The following is an 18429-nucleotide window of genomic DNA, read 5'->3' as shown; positions in this document are numbered from 1 at the left end:
CCGGGCGGGCCGCCCGTCCGGTACCTCGGAACTCTCAGGGTCACCTCCGGCCCGGCGGCGTGTACTCCTGGAGGTAGTGGGCGACGCGGGCGCAGTAGTCGCGGTACTTCGGGGGGACTCCGCCCGCGCCGTTCACCTTCCGGAACGAGGTGCGGTACGCCGCCGCGATCAGCACCCTCTTGTCGCCGGGCAGCGCGGGGTTCAGGTTCGGCGCGATGAAGCACAGGTAGCGGGCCATGGCCGGGATGGACACGGCGGCGGGGAACGGGGGGCTGGGGATCGTGGGGGCGGGCTCTCCGTCGGGCCGGATCCAGTAGCGCAGCACGCGCGGGGTCCAGCGGGCGATGCCGTACTCGTCCCTGGCCGGGTCGGACAGCGCGGGGTCGAAGTCGCTCTCCGCCTTCAGCATGGCCGCGATCAGCGCGGGCGTGACGTCCGGTTGCGGACAGTCGTGCGCGGAGTCCACGATCAACGGCCGGTAGGAGGGCGGAACGCCCTGGTCGGTGCGGAGTTCGGCGGCGCCGTAGGTGGCGGGGGCGCCCTTCGCCGGCGCTGCCGTGGCCCCGCCGCCGGACGGCCACAGCGGCTGGCCGGCCCAGGTGCTGAGCCCGTACCCGAGAGCCGCGGCGGCCAGGGAGGCGAGCGCCGCGCCCACGACCGGACCGGTACGGCGGCCACCGCCGCGCCCCGGCCCGCGCGGCCGGGCGAGGCGGGAGAGACCGCCGGTGAGACCGGTGAAGCGGGGCGGGTGGACGGCGCCGGCCGCCGTCACTCGGCGCAGCAGGGACTCGGTGCCGATCCGGTCGGCGTGCGTGCGGGTCAGGCAGGCGGCGAGGACGTCCCGCCAGGCGTCCGGGAGTCCAGGGGACAGCCGCAGTCCCTCGGTGCCGCGGGCGTAGGCGGCGGCCGCGTCCCGGCGGGCCGTCGGGGTGCCGCCGGGCAGCGGGAAGGAGCCGGTGAGGGTCAGGTGGGCGAGGACGCCGAAGGCCCAGACGTCGGCGGACGGACGGATCCGGCGCCCGCGCTCGCCGATCTCGGACCACAGCAGCTCGGGCGGGGTGTAGTCGGGCGTGGAGAAGGCAGGCGTGTAGGCGTGGGTGCCTTCGAGCTCGGCGGCCATGTTGAAGTCGGCGAGGCGTGCCGAACCGTCTCGCATCAGCAGCACGTTGGCCGGTTTCAGGTCGCCGTGCACCCAGCCGGCCCGGTGCAGCTGGACCAGGCCCTCGCAGATCTGCGCGAGCAGCGCGGGGCCGGCCGGGGGCCGGGGCTCGTCGGCCAGCAGGGCGGCCAGCGAGCCCTCGGCGCGCTCCAGGACCAGGACGGTGGCGCCGTCCAGGCCGGGCCTGGACGGGTCGTCGACGGTGAGGGTCTCGTACATCCGGATCAGCCGGGGGCGGCGGAGCCGGCGGTGCAACGTCACCTCCCGTTCGACGAGTTCGCGCAGGTGGGTCAGGCGGCGCGGGGTGCCGGTGCCGGTGGGCAGGAACTTCAGCGCGGCCGTGTCCGGGAGCGCCGTGTCGCCGCCGGTGCGCCGCGCCTCGTACACGCTGCCGAAGGCGCCCGTCGCGATGGGCCGGCGCACCTCCCACACGCCGACCCGGTAGCCGCGGGGCACCACGACGGCGTAGGCGTCGGTCACCGGCCCGCCCGGCGCTGCCCGCCCGCCCGGTCCGGCCCGCCCGCCCGGTCCGGCCCGCCCGCCCGGTCGGCCGGTGCCGCCGGGCCGGCCCGGGCCGTCGGGGGCGGGGTCAGGAGGGCCAGGTCGTCCTCCCGCACCAGGTCGAAGCGGAGGGCCAGGGAGACCAGGGACTCCTTCTTGCCGTTGAGACGCGGTCCCGTCTCGGCGGTGTCCGGGCCGGGCTTGAGCCGCAGTTTCACGGCCAGGTAGTCGATGTTCCACTGCACCGAGGCGCGGGACGCGGCTCTCCAGGTGGGCCGCAGCCGCTCGACCACCTGGTCGACGGTCGGCAGCGCGGCGTGCGGATCACCGCGCAGCCGGGGTTCGCACAGGGCGGCGAGCACCGCGAAGTAGCGCTTGCCGCGGTCCACGGAGAAGGCGGGCGCGGTGGGCTCGCCGTCGCTCCCGCCGGGGCCGCTCAGATAGTCGTGGCGCGGCGCCCACACCTCGATCGGCAGCAGGTCCCCGGCCGCGGGCAGCACGATCCGGGAGAACTCGAAGGGAACGGGCGCGTCCAGCCGCCCCGGCCCGACCTTGATGTGCTCGCCCGCGCCCTCCGGGTTCTCGACGACGTAGGTCTGACGGGCGGAGAGGTTGCTCAGTATCCAGAAGGCGCCGTACGCGGTGATGGTTCCGGCCCGGCGGGACACCCCGTCGTGCTCGATCACCAGCTCGTTGTCCGGGGCGGAGCGCCCGAAGGCGAGTCGGTCGCCGGGCGCGAGCCGGAACTGGGCGCCGCTTCGTTCGTCCCCCGTGGTCGGCGGAGGTACCACGATGATGCTGTACAAGGTGCGTCTCCCCGTGCCTGACGGCTACGGATTCCAGACTAGGGCGACGCACGAGGGCCGTGTCCCCCTCTTGTGCGGGGTGGGACACGGCCCTCGGTCGTGGTGGCGTGAAGTCGCGCCGTGTGCTTCGGCCAGGTGTTCGGCCGGCGGCTCAGTAGCGCGGGCGGTTGAACCAGGCCGAACCCTTGGAACCGCCGACGAAGCAGGCGATCAGGATGGCCAGCACCGTGTGCACCAGGCCCACGATGATGAACGGGTAGAGGCCCAGGATCGCGGTGATGATGCTGAAGACCATGACGGTGATCCGGACGCCGTTGCGGCCGGAGTTGAACTTCACGGCCAGCACGGCCGCGAACACGCCCCAGGCCACCGCGAACAGGACCAGCCCCCACAGCCTGCCGGTCGAGTAGTCGGCCAGCTGCTGGAAAGCGGTGTCGTCCTTGAGGGTGTTGTCCTTCTTCGCGGCGCTGACGCCGACCGCGCTGATGGCGAACAGGGCCGCGCCGACCACCTGGAAACCGACGATCACCCACATCATCACCCGGGCGCCGCTGACGTTGCCGGGCATCGTCTCGGGCACCGGAGCGCCGTACTGCTGCACGGGCGGCGCCTGCGGGTAGCCGTAACCGGGCTGCTGCGGCGACTGCGGTGCGCCGTAGGGATTGTTCGGGTCGCCGTAGCTCATGGTGGTCTTTCCTCCGTCGATCAAGTGCGGGGACGACGCGTGGCACCGTGCGGAGGAGAGTTCTGCAGAAAGCGGCCCGTCCCCCCGAGCTGCCCGCGGCACTGTGTCTTTCATCGTTCTTGACCGACCGCTTACTTGTCCAGCCGCATTCACCATGCGTTGTGCAAGTGCAACATCCGGATCATGACCGCGCGACGGGAGCGCCGCGGACGCCCCCCGGATTGGAACCGGCGCCGGGTCATCCGCGAGGATGGGCACATGACCGCCCAGATTCTCGATGGCAAGGCCACCGCAGCCGCGATCAAGTCCGATCTGACCGTCCGAGTGGCGGCGCTGAGGGAGAAGGGCGTCACGCCCGGCCTCGGCACGATCCTGGTCGGCGACGACCCCGGCAGCCGCAAGTACGTCGCCGGCAAGCACCGCGACTGCGCCGAGGTCGGCATCGCCTCCATCCAGCGCGAGCTGCCGGCCACCGCGACCCAGGAGGAGATCGAGGCGGTCGTCCGGGAACTCAACGAGGACCCGTCCTGCACCGGCTACATCGTCCAACTCCCGCTGCCCAAGGGCATCGACGAGAACCGCATCCTCGAACTGATGGACCCGGACAAGGACGCCGACGGCCTGCACCCGATGAACCTGGGCCGTCTCGTCCTCAACGAGCCGGCGCCGCTGCCCTGCACCCCCAACGGCGTGCTGACCCTGCTGCGCCGCCACGGCGTGGAGATCAAGGGCGCCGAGGTCGTGGTCGTCGGCCGCGGCGTGACCATCGGCCGCCCGATGCCCCTGCTCCTCACCCGGCGCAGCGAGAACGCCACGGTCACCCAGTGCCACACCGGCACCCGGGACCTGTCGGCACACCTCAAGCGGGCCGACATCATCGTGGCCGCCGCCGGCTCCCCGCACCTCATCCGCGCCGAGGACGTCAAGCCCGGCGCCGCCGTCCTGGACGTCGGGGTCTCCCGCAACGCCGAGGGCAAGATCCTCGGCGACGTCCACCCGGACGTCGCCGAGGTGGCCGGCTGGCTCTCCCCGAACCCCGGCGGCGTCGGCCCGATGACCCGGGCCCAGCTGCTGGTCAACGTGGTCGAGGCGGCGGAGCGCAGTGTCGGCTGAGGCGGGCGGCCCCCGGCGGGACAAGGCCTCCGGGGAGCCGGAACCCGAGGTCCGGGACCCGATCAGCGCGCCGGACGCCTCCGGCCGGCCGCGGCGGGTCACGCGCCGCTTCCCGCTGTTCACGCGGGACACGGCGCGCCCCGAGGGCGGCGGCCGGGCCGCCGCGGGCGACGCCCCGGCGCCCGCCCGGCAGTGGCCGCTGCTGTCCGTGCTGATCGCGGTCGGGCTCGGCCTGCTGGTGACCGCCTTCGACGCGTTCCGGGTCGGGCTGCTGCTGATCGGCGCCGGACTGCTGGGCGGCGCCGCGCTGCGCTGGCTGCTGCCGCGCGTCGGCATGCTCGCCGTCCGCTCCCGCTTCACGGACATCGTCACCTTCGGCATCCTGGGCGTCACCATCGTGCTGCTGGCGCTGATGGCCCAGCCCAGGCCGTGGCTGGAGATACCGTTCCTGGACGACGCGCTGCACTTCACCGTTCGCAACAGTTAGCGCCCTGACCGCAAGCGGTGCCGGACGCCACGAACCGGTGGACCCTTCCGGTCGCGGCGCCGGCGACGTCCGTACGACCCGTCCGCGGCGGCGGCCCGTCCTCTCCCCCGAGCGAGGGCGGACCGCCGCCGGGACCAACCTTCCTGCACCGCGAACGCGCTGTTCAACGGCTGTCCGTGCGCTGTGGCACGGAAGTGACCGTTCCGCTACGGTGTCCGGGCTCTGCCACAGGCGCGCCCCCGCCCGGCGTGGGAACCGTTCCGCCGCCCCCACCGCTGCGCCGTACGCTGCGCGCTCTGCGCGGGTGCGAGGCGCGGGCTCGGCAGGCGCGGCGCAGGGGACGCCGTGCGGCCGGCGGTGCTCCGTGACGGCCGCATCCGGCCCGACTGCTCCCGGTAATAGGGCACTTCGCCGAGCGGTGGCGATCCTCCGAAGAAGGCGCGCGCACGCCCCCGTGTGCCGATGCCCCGGCGAAACAGGGTGCCGGGGGCGAAGTCGTCCGACAAGCGGGCCGGCGTGGACAATTGACCCAATGACGCGCGTCCCCGCCGGAACGGGCACCGCGCGCGGGGAAGAACCGGCACCTACCGGGGGAAGAGGGGAAGCAGCAGTGCCTCGCTGGAAGGCCTTGCCCGACGAACTCGATCCACAGGTCCGCGAGTTCGTGAACCAGTTGCGGCGGCTCGTCGACCGCGGCGGCCTGAACGTCGCCGCGCTCGCCGACCGCACGGGTTACAGCAGGACGTCCTGGGAGCGCTACCTCAACGGCCGGCTCCTGGCGCCCAAGGGAGCGGTGATCGCCCTCGCCGAGGTCACCGGCGCCGGCCCGGTCCACCTCACGACGATGTGGGAGCTCGCCGAGCGGTCCTGGAGCCGCGCGGAGCTGCGCCACGACCGGACCATGGAGGCCATCCGGATAGCCCAGGCCCGCGCCGCGCTCGGGGAGTTCGACGCGGGCACGTCCGGCGGCGAGCGGTCCGGCGGAGGCAAGGGCGCGGGCGGCGGCGAGCGGGCCGACGGGAGTGGGGGCGCAGAGTCCGGCAGGACCGCCGTCGAGCGGGGCGACGCGGCGCCCGGGTGGCCCGCTCCCGGGATCGCGGGCCCGGCGGGCGTGTCCCCGACGGTGCCGTCCCAGCCGAGGGCGAACGACGCGTACGACGAGGACGCGCGCGAGGAGCGCGAGGGGGCGGTGCGGCAGGGTTCACCGGCCCCGCGGACCGGGGGCGGCGGCGCGACCGGGACCTGGCCCCGCGTCGGCTCCGGCCCCGTCCCTGACCGGGGCCCTGTCCGTGACTCGGGCCCCGTCCGTGACGCGGGCCCTGTCCGTGACGCAAGCCCTGTCCGTGACGCAAGCCCTGTCCGTGACGCGGGCCCCGTCCGTGACGCGGGCTCCGTCCGTGACTCCGGCCGCAGCGGTGACTCGGGCCCCCTCCGCGACTCAGGGCCCAGCCACGACTCCGACTCCGGCCCCGAAGCAGGGTCCGCTGGCACCACGGCTCACGGCACCGGTGCCGCGTCCGCCGGCTCCTCGGGCGGCAACTCATGGGGGCTGGCCGGGTACCGGGGGCCGTCCCCCGTGGGCGGGAAGCGGGCCCCCCGCGCTGCCGGGGACGCGGGCGCGGCCGGTACGGCTCCCGGCGGCCCGCCCGCGACGCCGGTCGACGGGGCGCCGGTCCCGTACGCGACGGGCGTCCCGTACGCGACGGGCGTCCCGTACACGACGAGCGTCCCGGGCCCGCACGGCGCACCGCCGCGGACGTCGCGTCCCGTGGATGACGGGAAGGACGCCGGCGGTGGGATCGGGCGGCAGGCGGCGATGTTCCTCGCGGGCCTGGTGGCGGTGCTCGCGGTGTTCGCAGCCGTCTTCTACTTCACGGGGGGTGACGGCGGAGCGAAGGCCGGGCGTGCGACGAGGCCGCCGTCGCCCTCCGTCGGCACCGCCCAGAGCCTGCCGCCCGGAGTTAAGTGCGCCGGGGCCGGCTGCACCGGCAAGGACGCCGAGGCCATGGGGTGCGGCGGCGAGCTGGTGACCACGGCCCGCAGCGTCACCGTGGGCACGGTGCTCGTGGAGGTGCGCTACAGCAGGAGCTGCGGCGCCGCCTGGGGCCGTATCACCCAGGCCGGACCGGGGGACCGGGTCCAGGTCACGGTCGGCACCCGCGAGGAGACCGACACGGTCACGGCCGACGGGGACACGATCGCGTACACGCCGATGGTGGCCGTGCGGGACGCCGCGCAGGCGACGGTGTGCGCCACGCTGGCGACGGGGCGGCAGGGCTGCACGAGGTGAGGAAACCGAGGAGGTGGAGAAGAAGCGGTGCACGACCCGCTGACGGCCCACCGATCGGGGCACAGGAAGGAGAACCCCCCACGGGAGCCAGGTCGCCTCGGCGACCCTCGTGCGGCGGCCGCCTTCGTCCCCACCTCTCCTGGACGGGCGGCCGCCACCTGTGGCCATCGGCCGTACAGTCCACCGGGGACCGCCACTTGCCCGTCGTCCGGTCACTCTGTGGGACGGGCCACAGGGTCCCGGCGGTCCGTGATCCCGGATGCGCGATAGCCTGACCGCTGGATCTCTCTTGACGCCAAGAGATCGATCATCCGTAGCGTTGATCGATCATCGCGGCGGCGTACCGTCACGAAACGGACGCGGGGATCCAGCTCCCCGGGGCAGGGACGCCCCACCGCCAGCTGTCATACGGAGAACGCCATGACCCGCACTCCCGTGAACGTCACCGTCACCGGCGCGGCCGGCCAGATCGGTTACGCCCTGCTCTTCCGCATCGCCTCCGGCCAGCTGCTCGGCGCGGACGTGCCGGTCAAGCTGCGCCTCCTGGAGATCACGCCGGCGCTGAAGGCCGCCGAGGGCACGGCCATGGAGCTGGACGACTGCGCGTTCCCGCTCCTCCAGGGCATCGACATCAGCGACGACCCGAACGTCGCCTTCGACGGCACGAACGTCGCCCTCCTCGTCGGCGCCCGCCCGCGGACCAAGGGCATGGAGCGCGGTGACCTCCTCGAGGCCAACGGCGGCATCTTCAAGCCGCAGGGCAAGGCCATCAACGACCACGCCGCGGACGACGTCAAGGTCCTCGTGGTCGGCAACCCGGCGAACACCAACGCGCTGATCGCCCAGGCCGCCGCCCCTGACGTACCGGCCGAGCGCTTCACCGCCATGACCCGCCTGGACCACAACCGCGCGCTGACCCAGCTCGCGAAGAAGACGGGTTCGACGGTCGCCGACATCAAGCGCCTGACCATCTGGGGCAACCACTCCGCCACCCAGTACCCGGACATCTTCCACGCCACGGTCGCCGGCAAGAACGCCGCCGAGGTCGTCAACGACGAGAAGTGGCTGGCCGAGGACTTCATCCCGACCGTCGCCAAGCGCGGCGCCGCCATCATCGAGGCCCGCGGCGCCTCGTCGGCCGCCTCCGCCGCCAACGCCGCCATCGACCACGTGCACACCTGGGTCAACGGCACCGCCGAGGGCGACTGGGTCTCCATGGGCATCCCGTCGGACGGCTCCTACGGCGTCCCGGAGGGTCTGATCTCCTCCTTCCCGGTCACCTGCAAGGACGGCAAGTACGAGATCGTCCAGGGCCTGGAGATCAACGACTTCTCCCGCACCCGCATCGACGCCTCCGTCCAGGAGCTCGCGGACGAGCGCGACGCGGTCCGCGCCCTCGGCCTGATCTGAGTCACGCCGTACGACTCGGCTCCTCTGGTCGCACGAGCCCGCACGGGCCCCTTTCCGGCATCCGCCGGAAAGGGGCCCGCTGTGCTGAGCGCCCCTGACGGAACGACCACCCGGGAGGGACGCCCCCCGGGCGGCCGTCACGAGATGAGCCCCAGGGGGTACGCCTCAGGGACGGAGGCCGCCGGCGATCTCCCGCAGCGCCGTCGCCGCCCGGCGCTGCAGCCCCGGCCCGAAGGTGATCCGGGTCGCCCCGAGCCCGCCCAGCGCGGTGGGGGAGGGGCCCTCGCCGTCCAGCCGCCCGAGCGCGTTGAGCGGCCCCCGCACGCCGGCCCGCAGCAGCGGCAGCACGTCCGGCGGGGCGAGGATGGGATACACGCAGTCGGCGCCGGCGGCGACGTACAGCGCGGCCCGCTCGATGGCCGCCCCGGGGTCCGGGTTGCCGTGCAGGAAGGTGTCGATCCGGGCGTTGACGAACAGCGCCTCGCCCGCCGCCTCGCGCACCCCGGCCAGCCGGTCCGCGTGCCGGCGAGGGTCCTGGAGGACGCCCCCGTGCGAGTCCTCCAGGTTGCAGCCGACGACGCCGGCCTCCAGCAGCCGTTCCACCAGCTCCTTCGGCGCCAGCCCGTACCCGTCCTCGACATCGGCCGACACCGGTACGTCCACCGCCCGGGCGATCCGCGCCACCGCCGCGAACATCTCCTCGGCGGGGGTCGCCCCGTCCTCGTACCCGAGGGCGGACGCGACGCCCGCCGAAGGGGTGGCGAGCGCCGGGAAGCCGGCCTCGGCGAAGACGCGGGCGCTGGCCGCGTCCCAGGGGCCGGGCAGGACGAGGGGGTCCTCCGGCGCCCGGCCGCGGTGCAGCGCGCGGAAGAGCGACGCCTTGCTCACCACTCGGTGCTCCCCGGGGGGATCCGCCGGGCGACCATCAGCCGGTTCCAGGTGTTGATGGCGGCGATCAGCGCCAGCAGATGGGCGAGCCGGGGGCCGTCGAAGTGCTTGGCCGCCCGCTCGTACACCTCGTCCGGCACGGGGTCCGCCCCGGACCCCGTCCGGGAGGCGCCGCCGGTCGGCACGGTGACCGCCTCGGTCAGCGCCAGCGCGGCCCGCTCCCGCTCGTCGAAGGCCTCCCCGGCCTCCTCCCAGGCGCTCAGCAGGTCCAGTCGCCGCTGGTCGACCCCCTGCTCGCGGGCGAGGGCGAGATGCATGTCCAGGCAGAACGCGCAGTGGTTGAGCTGCGAGGCGCGGATCTGCACCAGTTCGGCGAGGGCCGGGTCGCCGAGGCCCTTCTTGGCGGCCGCGCCCACGGCCCGCAGGGCGGAGCGGATCGCCGCGTCCAGGTGCGTCGTACGGGCCGTCACCGGTGCTGCCCCGGCCGGTAGTGCCCCGGGGCCATGCGGAAGGTCACGCCGAACCGGTTCCAGGCGTTGATCACCGCGATGGCGGAGAGCAACTGCGCCAGCTCGGCCTCCTCGAAGTGCGCGGCGGCCTTCTCGTACACCTCGTCGGGCACGAACCCGTCCGTCAGCACGGTGACCGCCTCGGTCAGCTCGATCGCCGCCAGCTCCTTCTCCGTGTAGAAGTGGCGCGACTCCTCCCAGGCGCCGAGCTGCACGATCCGCTCCACGCTCTCGCCCGCCGCGAGCGCGTCCTTGGTGTGCATGTCCAGGCAGAAGGCGCAGTGGTTGAGCTGGGAGGCGCGGATCTTCACCAGCTCGTACAGCTTGGGTTCGAGGCCCTGCCGGGCGGCGGCGTCGAGCCGGATCATCGCCTTGTAGACCTCGGGGGCGTGCTTGGCCCACTCCAGCCGCGCGGGCCGCTCGGCGGCGTAGGGGGTGGTCGTCGTCTCGGTGTCCGTCGTCGTCATGCCTCGACCCTAGGCACCAGGCAGCCCAGGAGTATGGTCCATTTCCATGGCGGAATCATGGGCCACTCCGGGCGTCGACCTGCACCTGGAACCGACCGGGCCGGGCGTGCGCCGCGGACTGACCGACGCCCTGCGCGAGGCGGTCCGCACCGGCCGTCTGACCCCCGGCGCCCGGCTGCCCTCCTCCCGGAGCCTCGCCGTCGACCTGGGCATCGCCCGCAACACGGTCGCCGACGCCTACGCCGACCTGGTCGCCGAGGGCTGGCTCACCGCACGCCAGGGCTCGGGCACCAGGGTCGCCGACCGGGCGGTGGCGGCCCCGCCGGCCGGCCCGGCCCACCCGCGCCGCGAACTCCGGCGTCCCCTGCACGACCTCCGTCCCGGCACCCCCGACCTGGCCTCCTTCCCCCGCGCCGAGTGGCTCAGGGCCGCCCGCCGCGCCCTGACCGCGGCCCCCAACCACGCCCTCGGCTACGGCGATCCGCGGGGCCGCCCCGAACTGCGCGCCGCCCTCGCCGGCTACCTCGCCCGCGTGCGCGGGGTACGCACCGACCCGGAGCACGTACTGGTGTGCTCGGGCTTCGCGCACGGCCTGCGCATCCTCGGCGAGGTGCTGCGCCGCCGCGGGGCCACCACGGTCGCCGTCGAGTCGTACGGCCTGGACGTGCACTGGGACCTGCTGGCCCGGGCCGGGCTGCGCACCCGCCCCATGCCCTTCGACGGACTCGGCACGGTCACCGGCGACCCCGGGGACGTGGGCGCGGTCCTGCTCACCCCGTCGCACCAGTTCCCGATGGGCGTCCCCCTGCGGCCGGACCGGCGCGCGGCCGTGACCGACTGGGCCCGGCGCACCGGCGGCCTGATCCTGGAGGACGACTACGACGGCGAGTTCCGCTACGACCGCCAGCCGATCGGCGCGCTGCAGGGCCTGGACCCCGACCACGTCGTCTACCTGGGCACGGCGAGCAAGTCCCTGGCCCCCGGGCTGCGCCTGGCCTGGATGGCACTGCCCCCGTCCCTCGCGGCGGAGGCCGCCGAGGCCAAGGGCGCCACCGAGACGTGCGGAGTGCTGGACCAGCTCACCCTGGCCGAGTTCCTCGCCTCCGGCGCCTACGACCGGCACGTGCGCTCCGCCCGGCTGCGCTACCGCCGCCGCCGCGACGCCCTGGTGGAGGCTCTCGCCACCCGCGCCCCGGACGTCCGCGCCACCGGCATCGCCGCCGGACTGCACGCCGTGCTGCGGCTGCCGGCCGGCACCGAAGCCACGGTGGTCCAGGCGGCCGCCTGGCAGGGCCTCGCCCTCTACGGCCTCGCCCGCTTCCGCCACGAGCGGGCCACCGCCACCGCACTGGACGCCCTGGTCGTCGGCTACGGCACTCCGCCGGACCACGCCTGGACGGCGGCCCTGGACGCACTCTGCCGCGTGCTGCCCTGACGAGCCCGCCCGAGTCCGCGAAGTCGGTCAGGCGCCCCGGGCCGGCGCCCGCGTGGCAGGCGTCTCCTCCTCGGCGGGCGCCTCACCGAACCGTGCCAGCGCCAGCGCCCCGGCCACGGCCACCGCGAAGCCCAGCACCGCCAGCCAGGCCAGGCCGTCCCGGGTGCGGTCGCCCAGCCACACCACGCCGACCGCCGCCGGGCCCAGCGTCTCGCCGAGCACCAGGCCGGCGGTCGCCGTCGTCACCGAGCCGCGCTGGAGAGCCGAGGTCAGCAGCAGGAAGGCGGCACCGCCGCCCAGCAGGAGGGCGTAGGCCGCCGGGTTGGTGAACAGCGTCGACGGGGCGAGCGAGTCGATCAGCCGCACCGTCACCTCGACCACTCCGAAGCCGAGGCCCGCGCCCAGACCGAGCAGCAGTGCCCGGCCGCGTTCCGGCAGGCGCCCGGCCACCGCCCCCAGCGCCAGCACGGCCAGTGCCGCCACCAGCATCGCCCACTTCAGCGCCATGGAGCCGTCCTGGTCGCCCTCGGCCCCCGAGGCCAGGCCCAGCATCGCCAGTCCGGCGCAGACCACGCCCACCGCGGCCCACTCCGTGCCGCTCAACCGCACCCGCAGCATGCGCGCCGCGACCACGGCCGTCACCGCGAGGCTGGACGCCAGGGCCGCGCCCACGGCGTAGATCGGCAGCGAGCGCAGCGCCACGATCTGGAGGACGAAGCCGAGCCCGTCCAGGGCCAGACCCACCAGATACCGCCACTGCCGCAGTGCCCGCAGCAGCAGCGCCGCGTCCCCGCCCTCGCCGGACCCCGCAGCGGTCCGGGCGGCGACCGCCTGGAACACCGTCGCCGTACCGAAACACACCGCCGCGCCGAGCGCGCACACCATTCCGAGAAGCACGCAGCGACTCTAGTGCCGCGGCCGGACGGGCTCGCCGGGAAGCCCCGCGGCGTCCGGAGCGGAGCGTCGCCAGGCGGAGCGTCGCCCGCGCCCCGCCGCCCCCGTGTCCCCTCCGCCCGCGGCCCGCCGCCCCCGTGTCCCCTCCGCCCGCGGCCCGCCGGCGGGGTGTTCCTCCCACCGAACTCGCGCCGCCCGGCGGGAGGGCGGGCCTGCCGCGGGGCGGGGCCGGGGAGCGCGCCTCGCCCGGGGCCCCTGGGCAGACGCTCGGACCGGTCTCTAGGCTGGCGGTCGGGATCCGGCCAGCCACGTACGGCCGGCGGTCAACTTCGACGGGGAGAAACGGACATGGCGGACGTAAGGCGACAACTGCGGTCGGGAACGGTCGTCCTCGGGGGCATGGGACTGCTCGCGGCGGCGCTCACCGCCTGCTCCTCCGACCCGGACAAGCGGTGCGTCGACCGCAACAGCTACAACCTCACCAAGGGCTACAAGGTCGTCTCCGACAAGTACTGCAAGTCCGCCAAGTCCTCGACGCCCGTCAAGAGCCCCGTGGCCGGGGCCTGGTACTACGGCGGCAAGAAGAAGAGCGGCTGGATCGACGGCGGTTCCCTGACCAAGCCCCGCAAGGGCTCCGGCGGCTCGGGCGGGTCCAGCGGCGGCCACGGCGGCGTCGACCGGGGCGGCTTCGGCGGCGGCCACGGAAAGTCCGGCGGCTGAGGCCGGCATGGAACGCCGCACGATCACGCCCCGGCCCGGCTGGCAGCAGACCGTCGAGGCCCAGGGGCTCATCTACCCGCTCACCCGGTACCCCGACGACTCCCTGCGCCCCTACTGGGACGAGAGCGCGTACTACGTCTTCACGCTCCCCGAGGTCGAGGCGCTGGAGGAGACCGTCGAGGAACTCCACCGGATGTGCCTGGCCGCGGCGGACCACATCGTCGGCGCCGGCCGGTTCGCCGACCTGGGCATCACCGACCCCCGCGTCGTCGACGCCGTCGCCGAGGCCTGGCGCCGGCGCGCCGAACTCCCCTCCGTCTACGGCCGGTTCGACCTGCGCTACGACGGCACCGGCCCGGCGAAGCTCCTGGAGTACAACGCCGACACCCCCACCTCCCTGGTCGAGGCCGCCTCGCCCCAGTGGTTCTGGATGGAGGACCGTTTCCCCGGCGCCGACCAGTGGAACTCCCTGCACGAGCGCCTCGTCGCCGCCTGGCGCAAGCAGGCCCGCCTCCTGCCGCCGGGCAGCCCGCTGCACTTCGCGCACTCGGCCGACGACGAGCTCGGCGAGGACCTGATGACGGTCGCCTACCTGAAGGAGACCGCCGAGCAGGCGGGCCTGGACACCGACTGGACATCCATGGAGGAGATCGGCTGGGACCCGCTGTCCGGCCGGTTCGTCGACAACGGCCTGCGCTTCATCCGCAGCGTCTTCAAGCTCTACCCCTGGGAGTGGCTGACCACCGACCGCTTCGCCGGTCATGTCCTCGACACCCTCGACAACGGCGGCGGCACCGGCTCCACCCTGTGGATCGAGCCCGCCTGGAAGATGCTGCTGAGCAACAAGGCGCTGCTGGCGATCCTCTGGGAGCTCTACCCCGGCCACCCCAACCTGCTCCCCGCCCACCTCGACGGCCCGCGCGAACTGGCCGCCACCACCGGCTACGTGGCCAAGCCCCTGCTCGGCCGCGAGGGCGCCGGAGTGACCGTGCACGAGCCGGGGGCGGAACCCGTCCAGCGCGACGAACCCTGCTGCTACCAGGCCCTCGCCCCGCTGCCCGCCTTCGACGGCAACCACGTGGTCCTCGGCGCCTGGGTCGTCGAGGACGAGTCCGCCGGCCTCGGCATCCGCGAGTCGGCCGGACTGGTCACCGACGAGTACGCGCGCTTCGTACCGCACGTGATCCTCTGAGCGGCCCGCGCCCGGCCCGTCACCCCCTGACACGTCCCCCGGAACGGCCCGCGGGACCGCCGTCCTCCGGCACGGCCCCCGCGGGGCCCCGTCGAGCGGGGCGCCGTCCGCCGGGCGGGCGGCTGGCGCGCCGTCGAGTCCGCCGAGGTCCGAAAACGCGCTCGCATGGTGGACGTCGCGTCGCCCCCCGCAGGCCGCCCGGTAGGCTGACCTGCGGGCCGTGACTGGCGCGCTGGGATGGGACGGACCATCGGGGAGCGGTCCGAGCGAGAACTGTGCCGTGCGCCTGGGCCGTACCGTGAACGCCGAACGCCACGTCCGGAGGTCCCTGAGATGTCTGCGCCCCTCTCCACCGAGTCCACCGCCTTCCGCGCCGCCCTCGACGTGATCCGCGCCGTCGAACCGCGTGTCGCCGACGCCATCGGCCAGGAGGTCGCCGACCAGCGCGAGATGCTCAAGCTGATCGCCTCGGAGAACTACGCCTCCCCGGCCACCCTCCTGGCGATGGGCAACTGGTTCAGCGACAAGTACGCCGAGGGCACCATCGGCCGCCGCTTCTACGCCGGCTGCCGCAACGTCGACACCGTGGAGTCGCTGGCCGCCGAGCACGCCAAGGAACTCTTCGGCGCCCGCCACGCCTACGTCCAGCCGCACTCCGGCATCGACGCCAACCTCGTCGCCTTCTGGTCCGTGCTCGCCCAGCGCGTGGAACTGCCCGCCCTGGAGAAGGCCGGCGTCCGTCAGGTCAACGACCTCTCCGAGGCCGACTGGGCCGAGCTGCGCCGCGCCTTCGGCAACCAGCGGATGCTGGGCATGTCCCTCGACGCCGGCGGCCACCTCACCCACGGCTTCCGCCCGAACATCTCCGGGAAGATGTTCGACCAGCGTTCCTACGGCACCGACCCCGCCACCGGCCTGGTCGACTACGAGGCGCTGCGCGCCTCCGCCCGCGAGTTCAAGCCGCTGATCATCGTCGCCGGCTACTCCGCCTACCCCCGTCTCGTGAACTTCCGGATCATGCGCGAGATCGCCGACGAGGTCGGCGCCACGCTCATGGTCGACATGGCCCACTTCGCGGGCCTGGTCGCCGGCAAGGTCCTCACCGGTGACTTCGACCCGGTCCCGCACGCCCAGATCGTCACCACCACCACCCACAAGTCGCTGCGCGGCCCGCGCGGCGGCATGGTCCTGTGCGACGACTCCCTCAAGGACCAGGTCGACCGCGGCTGCCCGATGGTCCTCGGCGGCCCGCTTCCGCACGTCATGGCGGCCAAGGCGGTGGCCCTCGCCGAGGCCCGGCAGCCCTCCTTCCAGGACTACGCCCGGCGGATCGTCGACAACTCCCGCGCCCTGGCCGAGGGCCTGATGCGCCGGGGTGCCACCCTCGTCACGGGCGGCACCGACAACCACCTCAACCTGATCGACGTCACCTCCTCCTACGGCCTCACCGGCCGCCAGGCCGAGGCCGCCCTCCTCGACTCCGGCATCGTCACCAACCGCAACGCGATCCCGGCCGACCCCAACGGCGCCTGGTACACCTCCGGCATCCGCATCGGCACGCCCGCGCTGACCACCCGTGGCCTGGGCACCGCCGAGATGGACGAGGTCGCCGGCCTCATCGACCGCGTGCTGACGACCACCGAGCCCGGCACCACCGGCAAGGGCGCCCCCTCCAAGGCCCAGCACGTCCTCGACCCGAAGATCGCCGACGAGATCTCCCAGCGGGCCACCGACCTGGTGGCGGGCTTCCCGCTGTACCCGGAGATCGACCTCGGCTGACCCCGCCGGCCGGCGGTGCCGGCCCCGGTGCCCTCCCGTGATTCCCCGCCCGGCATGTCCACGCCGGGTGGGGAATCGCTTTCCGCGCGCACCGCACCCCGCCTCGCACCCCTATGAATCCCGTCACCCTTGGGGGCGGCGGTCAATGAGAGAATGGTGAGCATGGCCTCTGATCGACCTCGCGTGCTCTCCGGAATCCAGCCCACCGCAGGCTCGTTCCACCTCGGCAACTACCTCGGCGCCGTCCGGCAGTGGGTGGCTCTGCAGGAAAGCCACGACGCGTTCTACATGCTCGCCGACCTGCACGCGATCACGGTCACGCAGGACCCGGCCGAGCTGCGCGCCAACACCCGGGTGGCAGCCGCCCAGCTGCTGGCCGCCGGTCTCGACCCGGACCGCTGCACGCTGTTCGTGCAGAGCCATGTCTCCGAGCACGCCCAGCTCGCCTGGGTGATGAACTGCCTCACCGGCTTCGGCGAGGCGGGGCGGATGACCCAGTTCAAGGACAAGTCCGCCAAGCAGGGCGCCGACCGCACCTCCGTGGGCCTGTTCACCTACCCGGTCCTCCAGGTGGCCGACATCCTGCTGTACCAGGCCCACGAGGTGCCGGTCGGCGAGGACCAGCGGCAGCACATCGAGCTCACCCGTGACCTCGCCGAGCGCTTCAACGGCCGCTTCGGCGAGACGTTCACCGTCCCCAAGGCGTACATCCTCAAGGAGACGGCGAAGATCTACGACCTCCAGGAGCCGACGACCAAGATGAGCAAGTCGGCGTCCACGCCGAAGGGCCTCATCAACCTGCTGGACGACCCGAAGGTCACCGCCAAGAAGGTCAAGAGCGCGGTCACCGACACCGACACCGTCGTCCGCTACGACCCGGAGACCAAGGCCGGCGTCAGCAACCTCCTCACGATCTACTCGACGCTGACCGGTGCGGGTATCGGCGAACTGGAGGAGAAGTACGCCGGCAAGGGCTACGGTGCGCTCAAGACGGACCTCGCCGAGGTCATGGTCGAGTTCGTGACGCCGTTCCGGGAGCAGACCCAGCAGTACCTGGACGACCCGGAGACGCTGGACTCGATCCTGGCCAAGGGCGCGGAGAAGGCGCGCACGGTCGCCGCCGAGACCCTCGCCCAGACGTACGACAAGGTCGGCTTCCTGCCCGCCAAGCACTGAGGCGCACCACCGCTCGCACGCAGGACGGGGCAGAGCGCTGCACATCACTGTGCCCGCGCCTGCCCACAGCCCCGCCGTGGCCGTACAGTCGAAAGCCGGACGGCCGAAGCGGACCCGCCGGGACGAACCGACCGGACCGGAAGAACCCCGGCGACCGGAAACACCGGAACACCCGGGACGACCGGAACGGACGGCCGGGAACGGGACGCGAGCCGCACCCCGCGGGTGCGGGCGGCCGGCACGGGGTCCCGGCGCGGGACGGGCGGGAACCGGCACGACGGCGGACGACCGAGCACGACGGAAGATCACCGGCACGACGACAGGAGACGACGTGGGGACCGTAACGATCGGTGTGTCGATCGCGGTCCCGGAGCCGCACGGCAGCCTGCTCCAGGAGCGCCGCGCGGGCTTCGGCGACGCCGCGGCTCACGGTATCCCCACGCACGTCACGCTGCTGCCGCCGACCGAGGTCGACGCCGCCGAGCTGCCGGCCGTCGAGGCGCATCTGACCGAGGTGGCCGCGGTCGGGCGCCCCTTCACGATGCGGCTGTCCGGCACCGACACCTTCCGGCCGCTGTCGCCGGTGGTGTACGTCCGGGTCGTCGCGGGCGCCGAGGCGTGCGCCCGGTTGCAGCAGCGGGTCCGGACCCCCTCCGGGCCGTTGGCGCGCGAACTCCAGTTCCCCTACCACCCGCATGTCACCGTGGCGCACGGCATCGACGACGCGGCGATGGACCGTGCCTTCGAGGAGCTCGCCGGCTACGAGGCGGAGTGGCTCTGCACCGGCTTCGCGCTCCACCGGCAGGGTTCCGACGGGGTGTGGCGCAAGCTTCGCGAGTTCACCTTCGGCGGCCGTGGGGTGGTGCCCCCGCAGGCGGCCCCCGTCGACCGCGGCACCCTTCCCACGCGGTAGGCCCG

Annotated in this window: 17 protein-coding genes and 1 riboswitch; of the genes, 10 read left to right on the top strand and 7 right to left on the bottom strand. The window is 73.9% G+C overall.

All coding sequences use genetic code 11. The features are described from left to right. Positions 1–40: 40 nt before the first annotated feature. From ACF061_RS07545 to ACF061_RS07535, 3 genes are all read right to left on the bottom strand, one after another. Positions 41–1639: a serine/threonine protein kinase gene (locus ACF061_RS07545; protein WP_392265872.1), complete on the bottom strand. Its 1599-nt coding sequence runs from the start codon at positions 1637–1639 to the stop codon at positions 41–43. Beyond that, positions 1636–2466, bottom strand: a complete 831-nt coding sequence (locus tag ACF061_RS07540) for an FHA domain-containing protein (protein WP_392265871.1) — start codon at positions 2464–2466, stop codon at positions 1636–1638. The genes ACF061_RS07545 and ACF061_RS07540 overlap by 4 nt, the downstream gene beginning before the upstream one ends. A gap of 151 nt (positions 2467–2617) precedes the next feature. Continuing rightward, positions 2618–3151: a hypothetical protein gene (locus ACF061_RS07535; protein ID WP_392265870.1), complete on the bottom strand. Its 534-nt coding sequence runs from the start codon at positions 3149–3151 to the stop codon at positions 2618–2620. Between the two features lie 258 nt (positions 3152–3409). Between ACF061_RS07535 and ACF061_RS07530 the strand changes: the two genes are divergently transcribed. From ACF061_RS07530 to ACF061_RS07515, 4 genes are all read left to right on the top strand, one after another. After that, positions 3410–4264, top strand: a complete 855-nt coding sequence (locus ACF061_RS07530) for a bifunctional methylenetetrahydrofolate dehydrogenase/methenyltetrahydrofolate cyclohydrolase (RefSeq protein ID WP_392265869.1) — start codon at positions 3410–3412, stop codon at positions 4262–4264. Continuing rightward, positions 4254–4751, top strand: a complete 498-nt coding sequence (locus ACF061_RS07525) for a DUF3017 domain-containing protein (protein WP_392265868.1) — start codon at positions 4254–4256, stop codon at positions 4749–4751. The genes ACF061_RS07530 and ACF061_RS07525 overlap by 11 nt, the downstream gene beginning before the upstream one ends. Positions 4752–5361: 610 nt before the next feature. Further along, positions 5362–7041, top strand: a complete 1680-nt coding sequence (locus ACF061_RS07520) for a DUF2690 domain-containing protein (protein WP_392265867.1) — start codon at positions 5362–5364, stop codon at positions 7039–7041. A gap of 420 nt (positions 7042–7461) precedes the next feature. After that, entirely contained in the window at positions 7462–8451 is a 990-nt protein-coding gene (locus ACF061_RS07515) for a malate dehydrogenase (protein ID WP_392265866.1), read from the top strand. 165 nt (positions 8452–8616) lie between these two features. On the opposite strand, the gene ACF061_RS07510 is transcribed toward ACF061_RS07515, so the two are convergent. From ACF061_RS07510 to ACF061_RS07500, 3 genes are read right to left on the bottom strand one after another with little or no spacing between them, the layout of a single operon-like run. Continuing rightward, complete coding sequence (locus ACF061_RS07510) at positions 8617–9339, bottom strand: isocitrate lyase/phosphoenolpyruvate mutase family protein (protein ID WP_392265865.1); 723 nt, start codon at positions 9337–9339, stop codon at positions 8617–8619. Next, a complete protein-coding gene (locus ACF061_RS07505) occupies positions 9336–9809 on the bottom strand; it encodes a carboxymuconolactone decarboxylase family protein (protein WP_392265864.1) in 474 nt (157 codons plus the stop codon). Before ACF061_RS07505 ends, ACF061_RS07510 begins: the two co-directional genes overlap by 4 nt. Continuing rightward, entirely contained in the window at positions 9806–10315 is a 510-nt protein-coding gene (locus tag ACF061_RS07500) for a carboxymuconolactone decarboxylase family protein (RefSeq protein WP_392265863.1), read from the bottom strand. The genes ACF061_RS07505 and ACF061_RS07500 overlap by 4 nt, the downstream gene beginning before the upstream one ends. Before the next feature lie 46 nt (positions 10316–10361). On the opposite strand from ACF061_RS07500, the gene ACF061_RS07495 reads away from it, so the two are divergent. Next, positions 10362–11750 carry a PLP-dependent aminotransferase family protein gene (locus ACF061_RS07495; protein ID WP_392265862.1) on the top strand — a complete coding sequence of 463 codons (1389 nt, stop codon included), beginning with the start codon at positions 10362–10364 and terminating at the stop codon, positions 11748–11750. A gap of 27 nt (positions 11751–11777) precedes the next feature. Here the strand turns inward: ACF061_RS07495 and ACF061_RS07490 are convergent, their stop codons facing one another. Continuing rightward, the gene (locus tag ACF061_RS07490; protein ID WP_392266179.1) at positions 11778–12635 is read right to left on the bottom strand and encodes a hypothetical protein; all 858 of its coding nucleotides are present in this window, start codon (positions 12633–12635) and stop codon (positions 11778–11780) included. A 357-nt stretch (positions 12636–12992) separates the two neighbouring features. Between ACF061_RS07490 and ACF061_RS07485 the strand changes: the two genes are divergently transcribed. From ACF061_RS07485 to ACF061_RS07465, 5 genes are all read left to right on the top strand, one after another. Then, positions 12993–13364 (top strand): hypothetical protein, encoded by a 372-nt coding sequence (locus ACF061_RS07485; protein WP_392265861.1) that lies wholly within the window; start codon positions 12993–12995, stop codon positions 13362–13364. A gap of 7 nt (positions 13365–13371) precedes the next feature. Further along, positions 13372–14556 (top strand): glutathionylspermidine synthase family protein, encoded by a 1185-nt coding sequence (locus tag ACF061_RS07480; RefSeq protein WP_392265860.1) that lies wholly within the window; start codon positions 13372–13374, stop codon positions 14554–14556. A 210-nt stretch (positions 14557–14766) separates the two neighbouring features. Continuing rightward, positions 14767–14855: riboswitch (ZMP/ZTP riboswitch) on the top strand. A gap of 34 nt (positions 14856–14889) precedes the next feature. Then, entirely contained in the window at positions 14890–16335 is a 1446-nt protein-coding gene (locus tag ACF061_RS07475; RefSeq protein WP_392265859.1) for a glycine hydroxymethyltransferase, read from the top strand. A gap of 162 nt (positions 16336–16497) precedes the next feature. Beyond that, positions 16498–17511, top strand: a complete 1014-nt coding sequence (gene trpS / locus ACF061_RS07470) for a tryptophan--tRNA ligase (protein WP_392265858.1) — start codon at positions 16498–16500, stop codon at positions 17509–17511. A gap of 331 nt (positions 17512–17842) precedes the next feature. Continuing rightward, positions 17843–18424: a 2'-5' RNA ligase family protein gene (locus ACF061_RS07465; RefSeq protein WP_392265857.1), complete on the top strand. Its 582-nt coding sequence runs from the start codon at positions 17843–17845 to the stop codon at positions 18422–18424. The last annotated feature ends 5 nt before the right edge of the window (positions 18425–18429 follow it).

Source organism: Streptomyces sp. NPDC015220 (genome assembly GCF_043079345.1).
Classification (GTDB): Bacteria; Actinomycetota; Actinomycetes; order Streptomycetales; family Streptomycetaceae; genus Streptomyces.
The sequence above is the reverse complement of the archived record's forward strand: the minus strand, read 5'-3'. Positions and strand labels throughout refer to the sequence as shown.

Bases quoted from the DNA above. Each gene is read 5' to 3' on its own strand.
- ACF061_RS07485 (WP_392265861.1), top strand. From the start codon at position 12,993: ATGGCGGACGTAAGGCGACAACTGCGGTCGGGAACGGTCGTCCTCGGG.
- ACF061_RS07515 (WP_392265866.1), top strand. From the start codon at position 7,462: ATGACCCGCACTCCCGTGAACGTCACCGTCACCGGCGCGGCCGGCCAG.
- ACF061_RS07490 (WP_392266179.1), bottom strand. From the start codon at position 12,635: ATGGTGTGCGCGCTCGGCGCGGCGGTGTGTTTCGGTACGGCGACGGTG.
- ACF061_RS07530 (WP_392265869.1), top strand. From the start codon at position 3,410: ATGACCGCCCAGATTCTCGATGGCAAGGCCACCGCAGCCGCGATCAAG.
- ACF061_RS07480 (WP_392265860.1), top strand. From the start codon at position 13,372: ATGGAACGCCGCACGATCACGCCCCGGCCCGGCTGGCAGCAGACCGTC.
- ACF061_RS07475 (WP_392265859.1), top strand. From the start codon at position 14,890: ATGTCTGCGCCCCTCTCCACCGAGTCCACCGCCTTCCGCGCCGCCCTC.
- ACF061_RS07535 (WP_392265870.1), bottom strand. From the start codon at position 3,151: ATGAGCTACGGCGACCCGAACAATCCCTACGGCGCACCGCAGTCGCCG.
- ACF061_RS07495 (WP_392265862.1), top strand. From the start codon at position 10,362: ATGGCGGAATCATGGGCCACTCCGGGCGTCGACCTGCACCTGGAACCG.
- ACF061_RS07500 (WP_392265863.1), bottom strand. From the start codon at position 10,315: ATGACGACGACGGACACCGAGACGACGACCACCCCCTACGCCGCCGAG.
- trpS (WP_392265858.1), top strand. From the start codon at position 16,498: ATGGCCTCTGATCGACCTCGCGTGCTCTCCGGAATCCAGCCCACCGCA.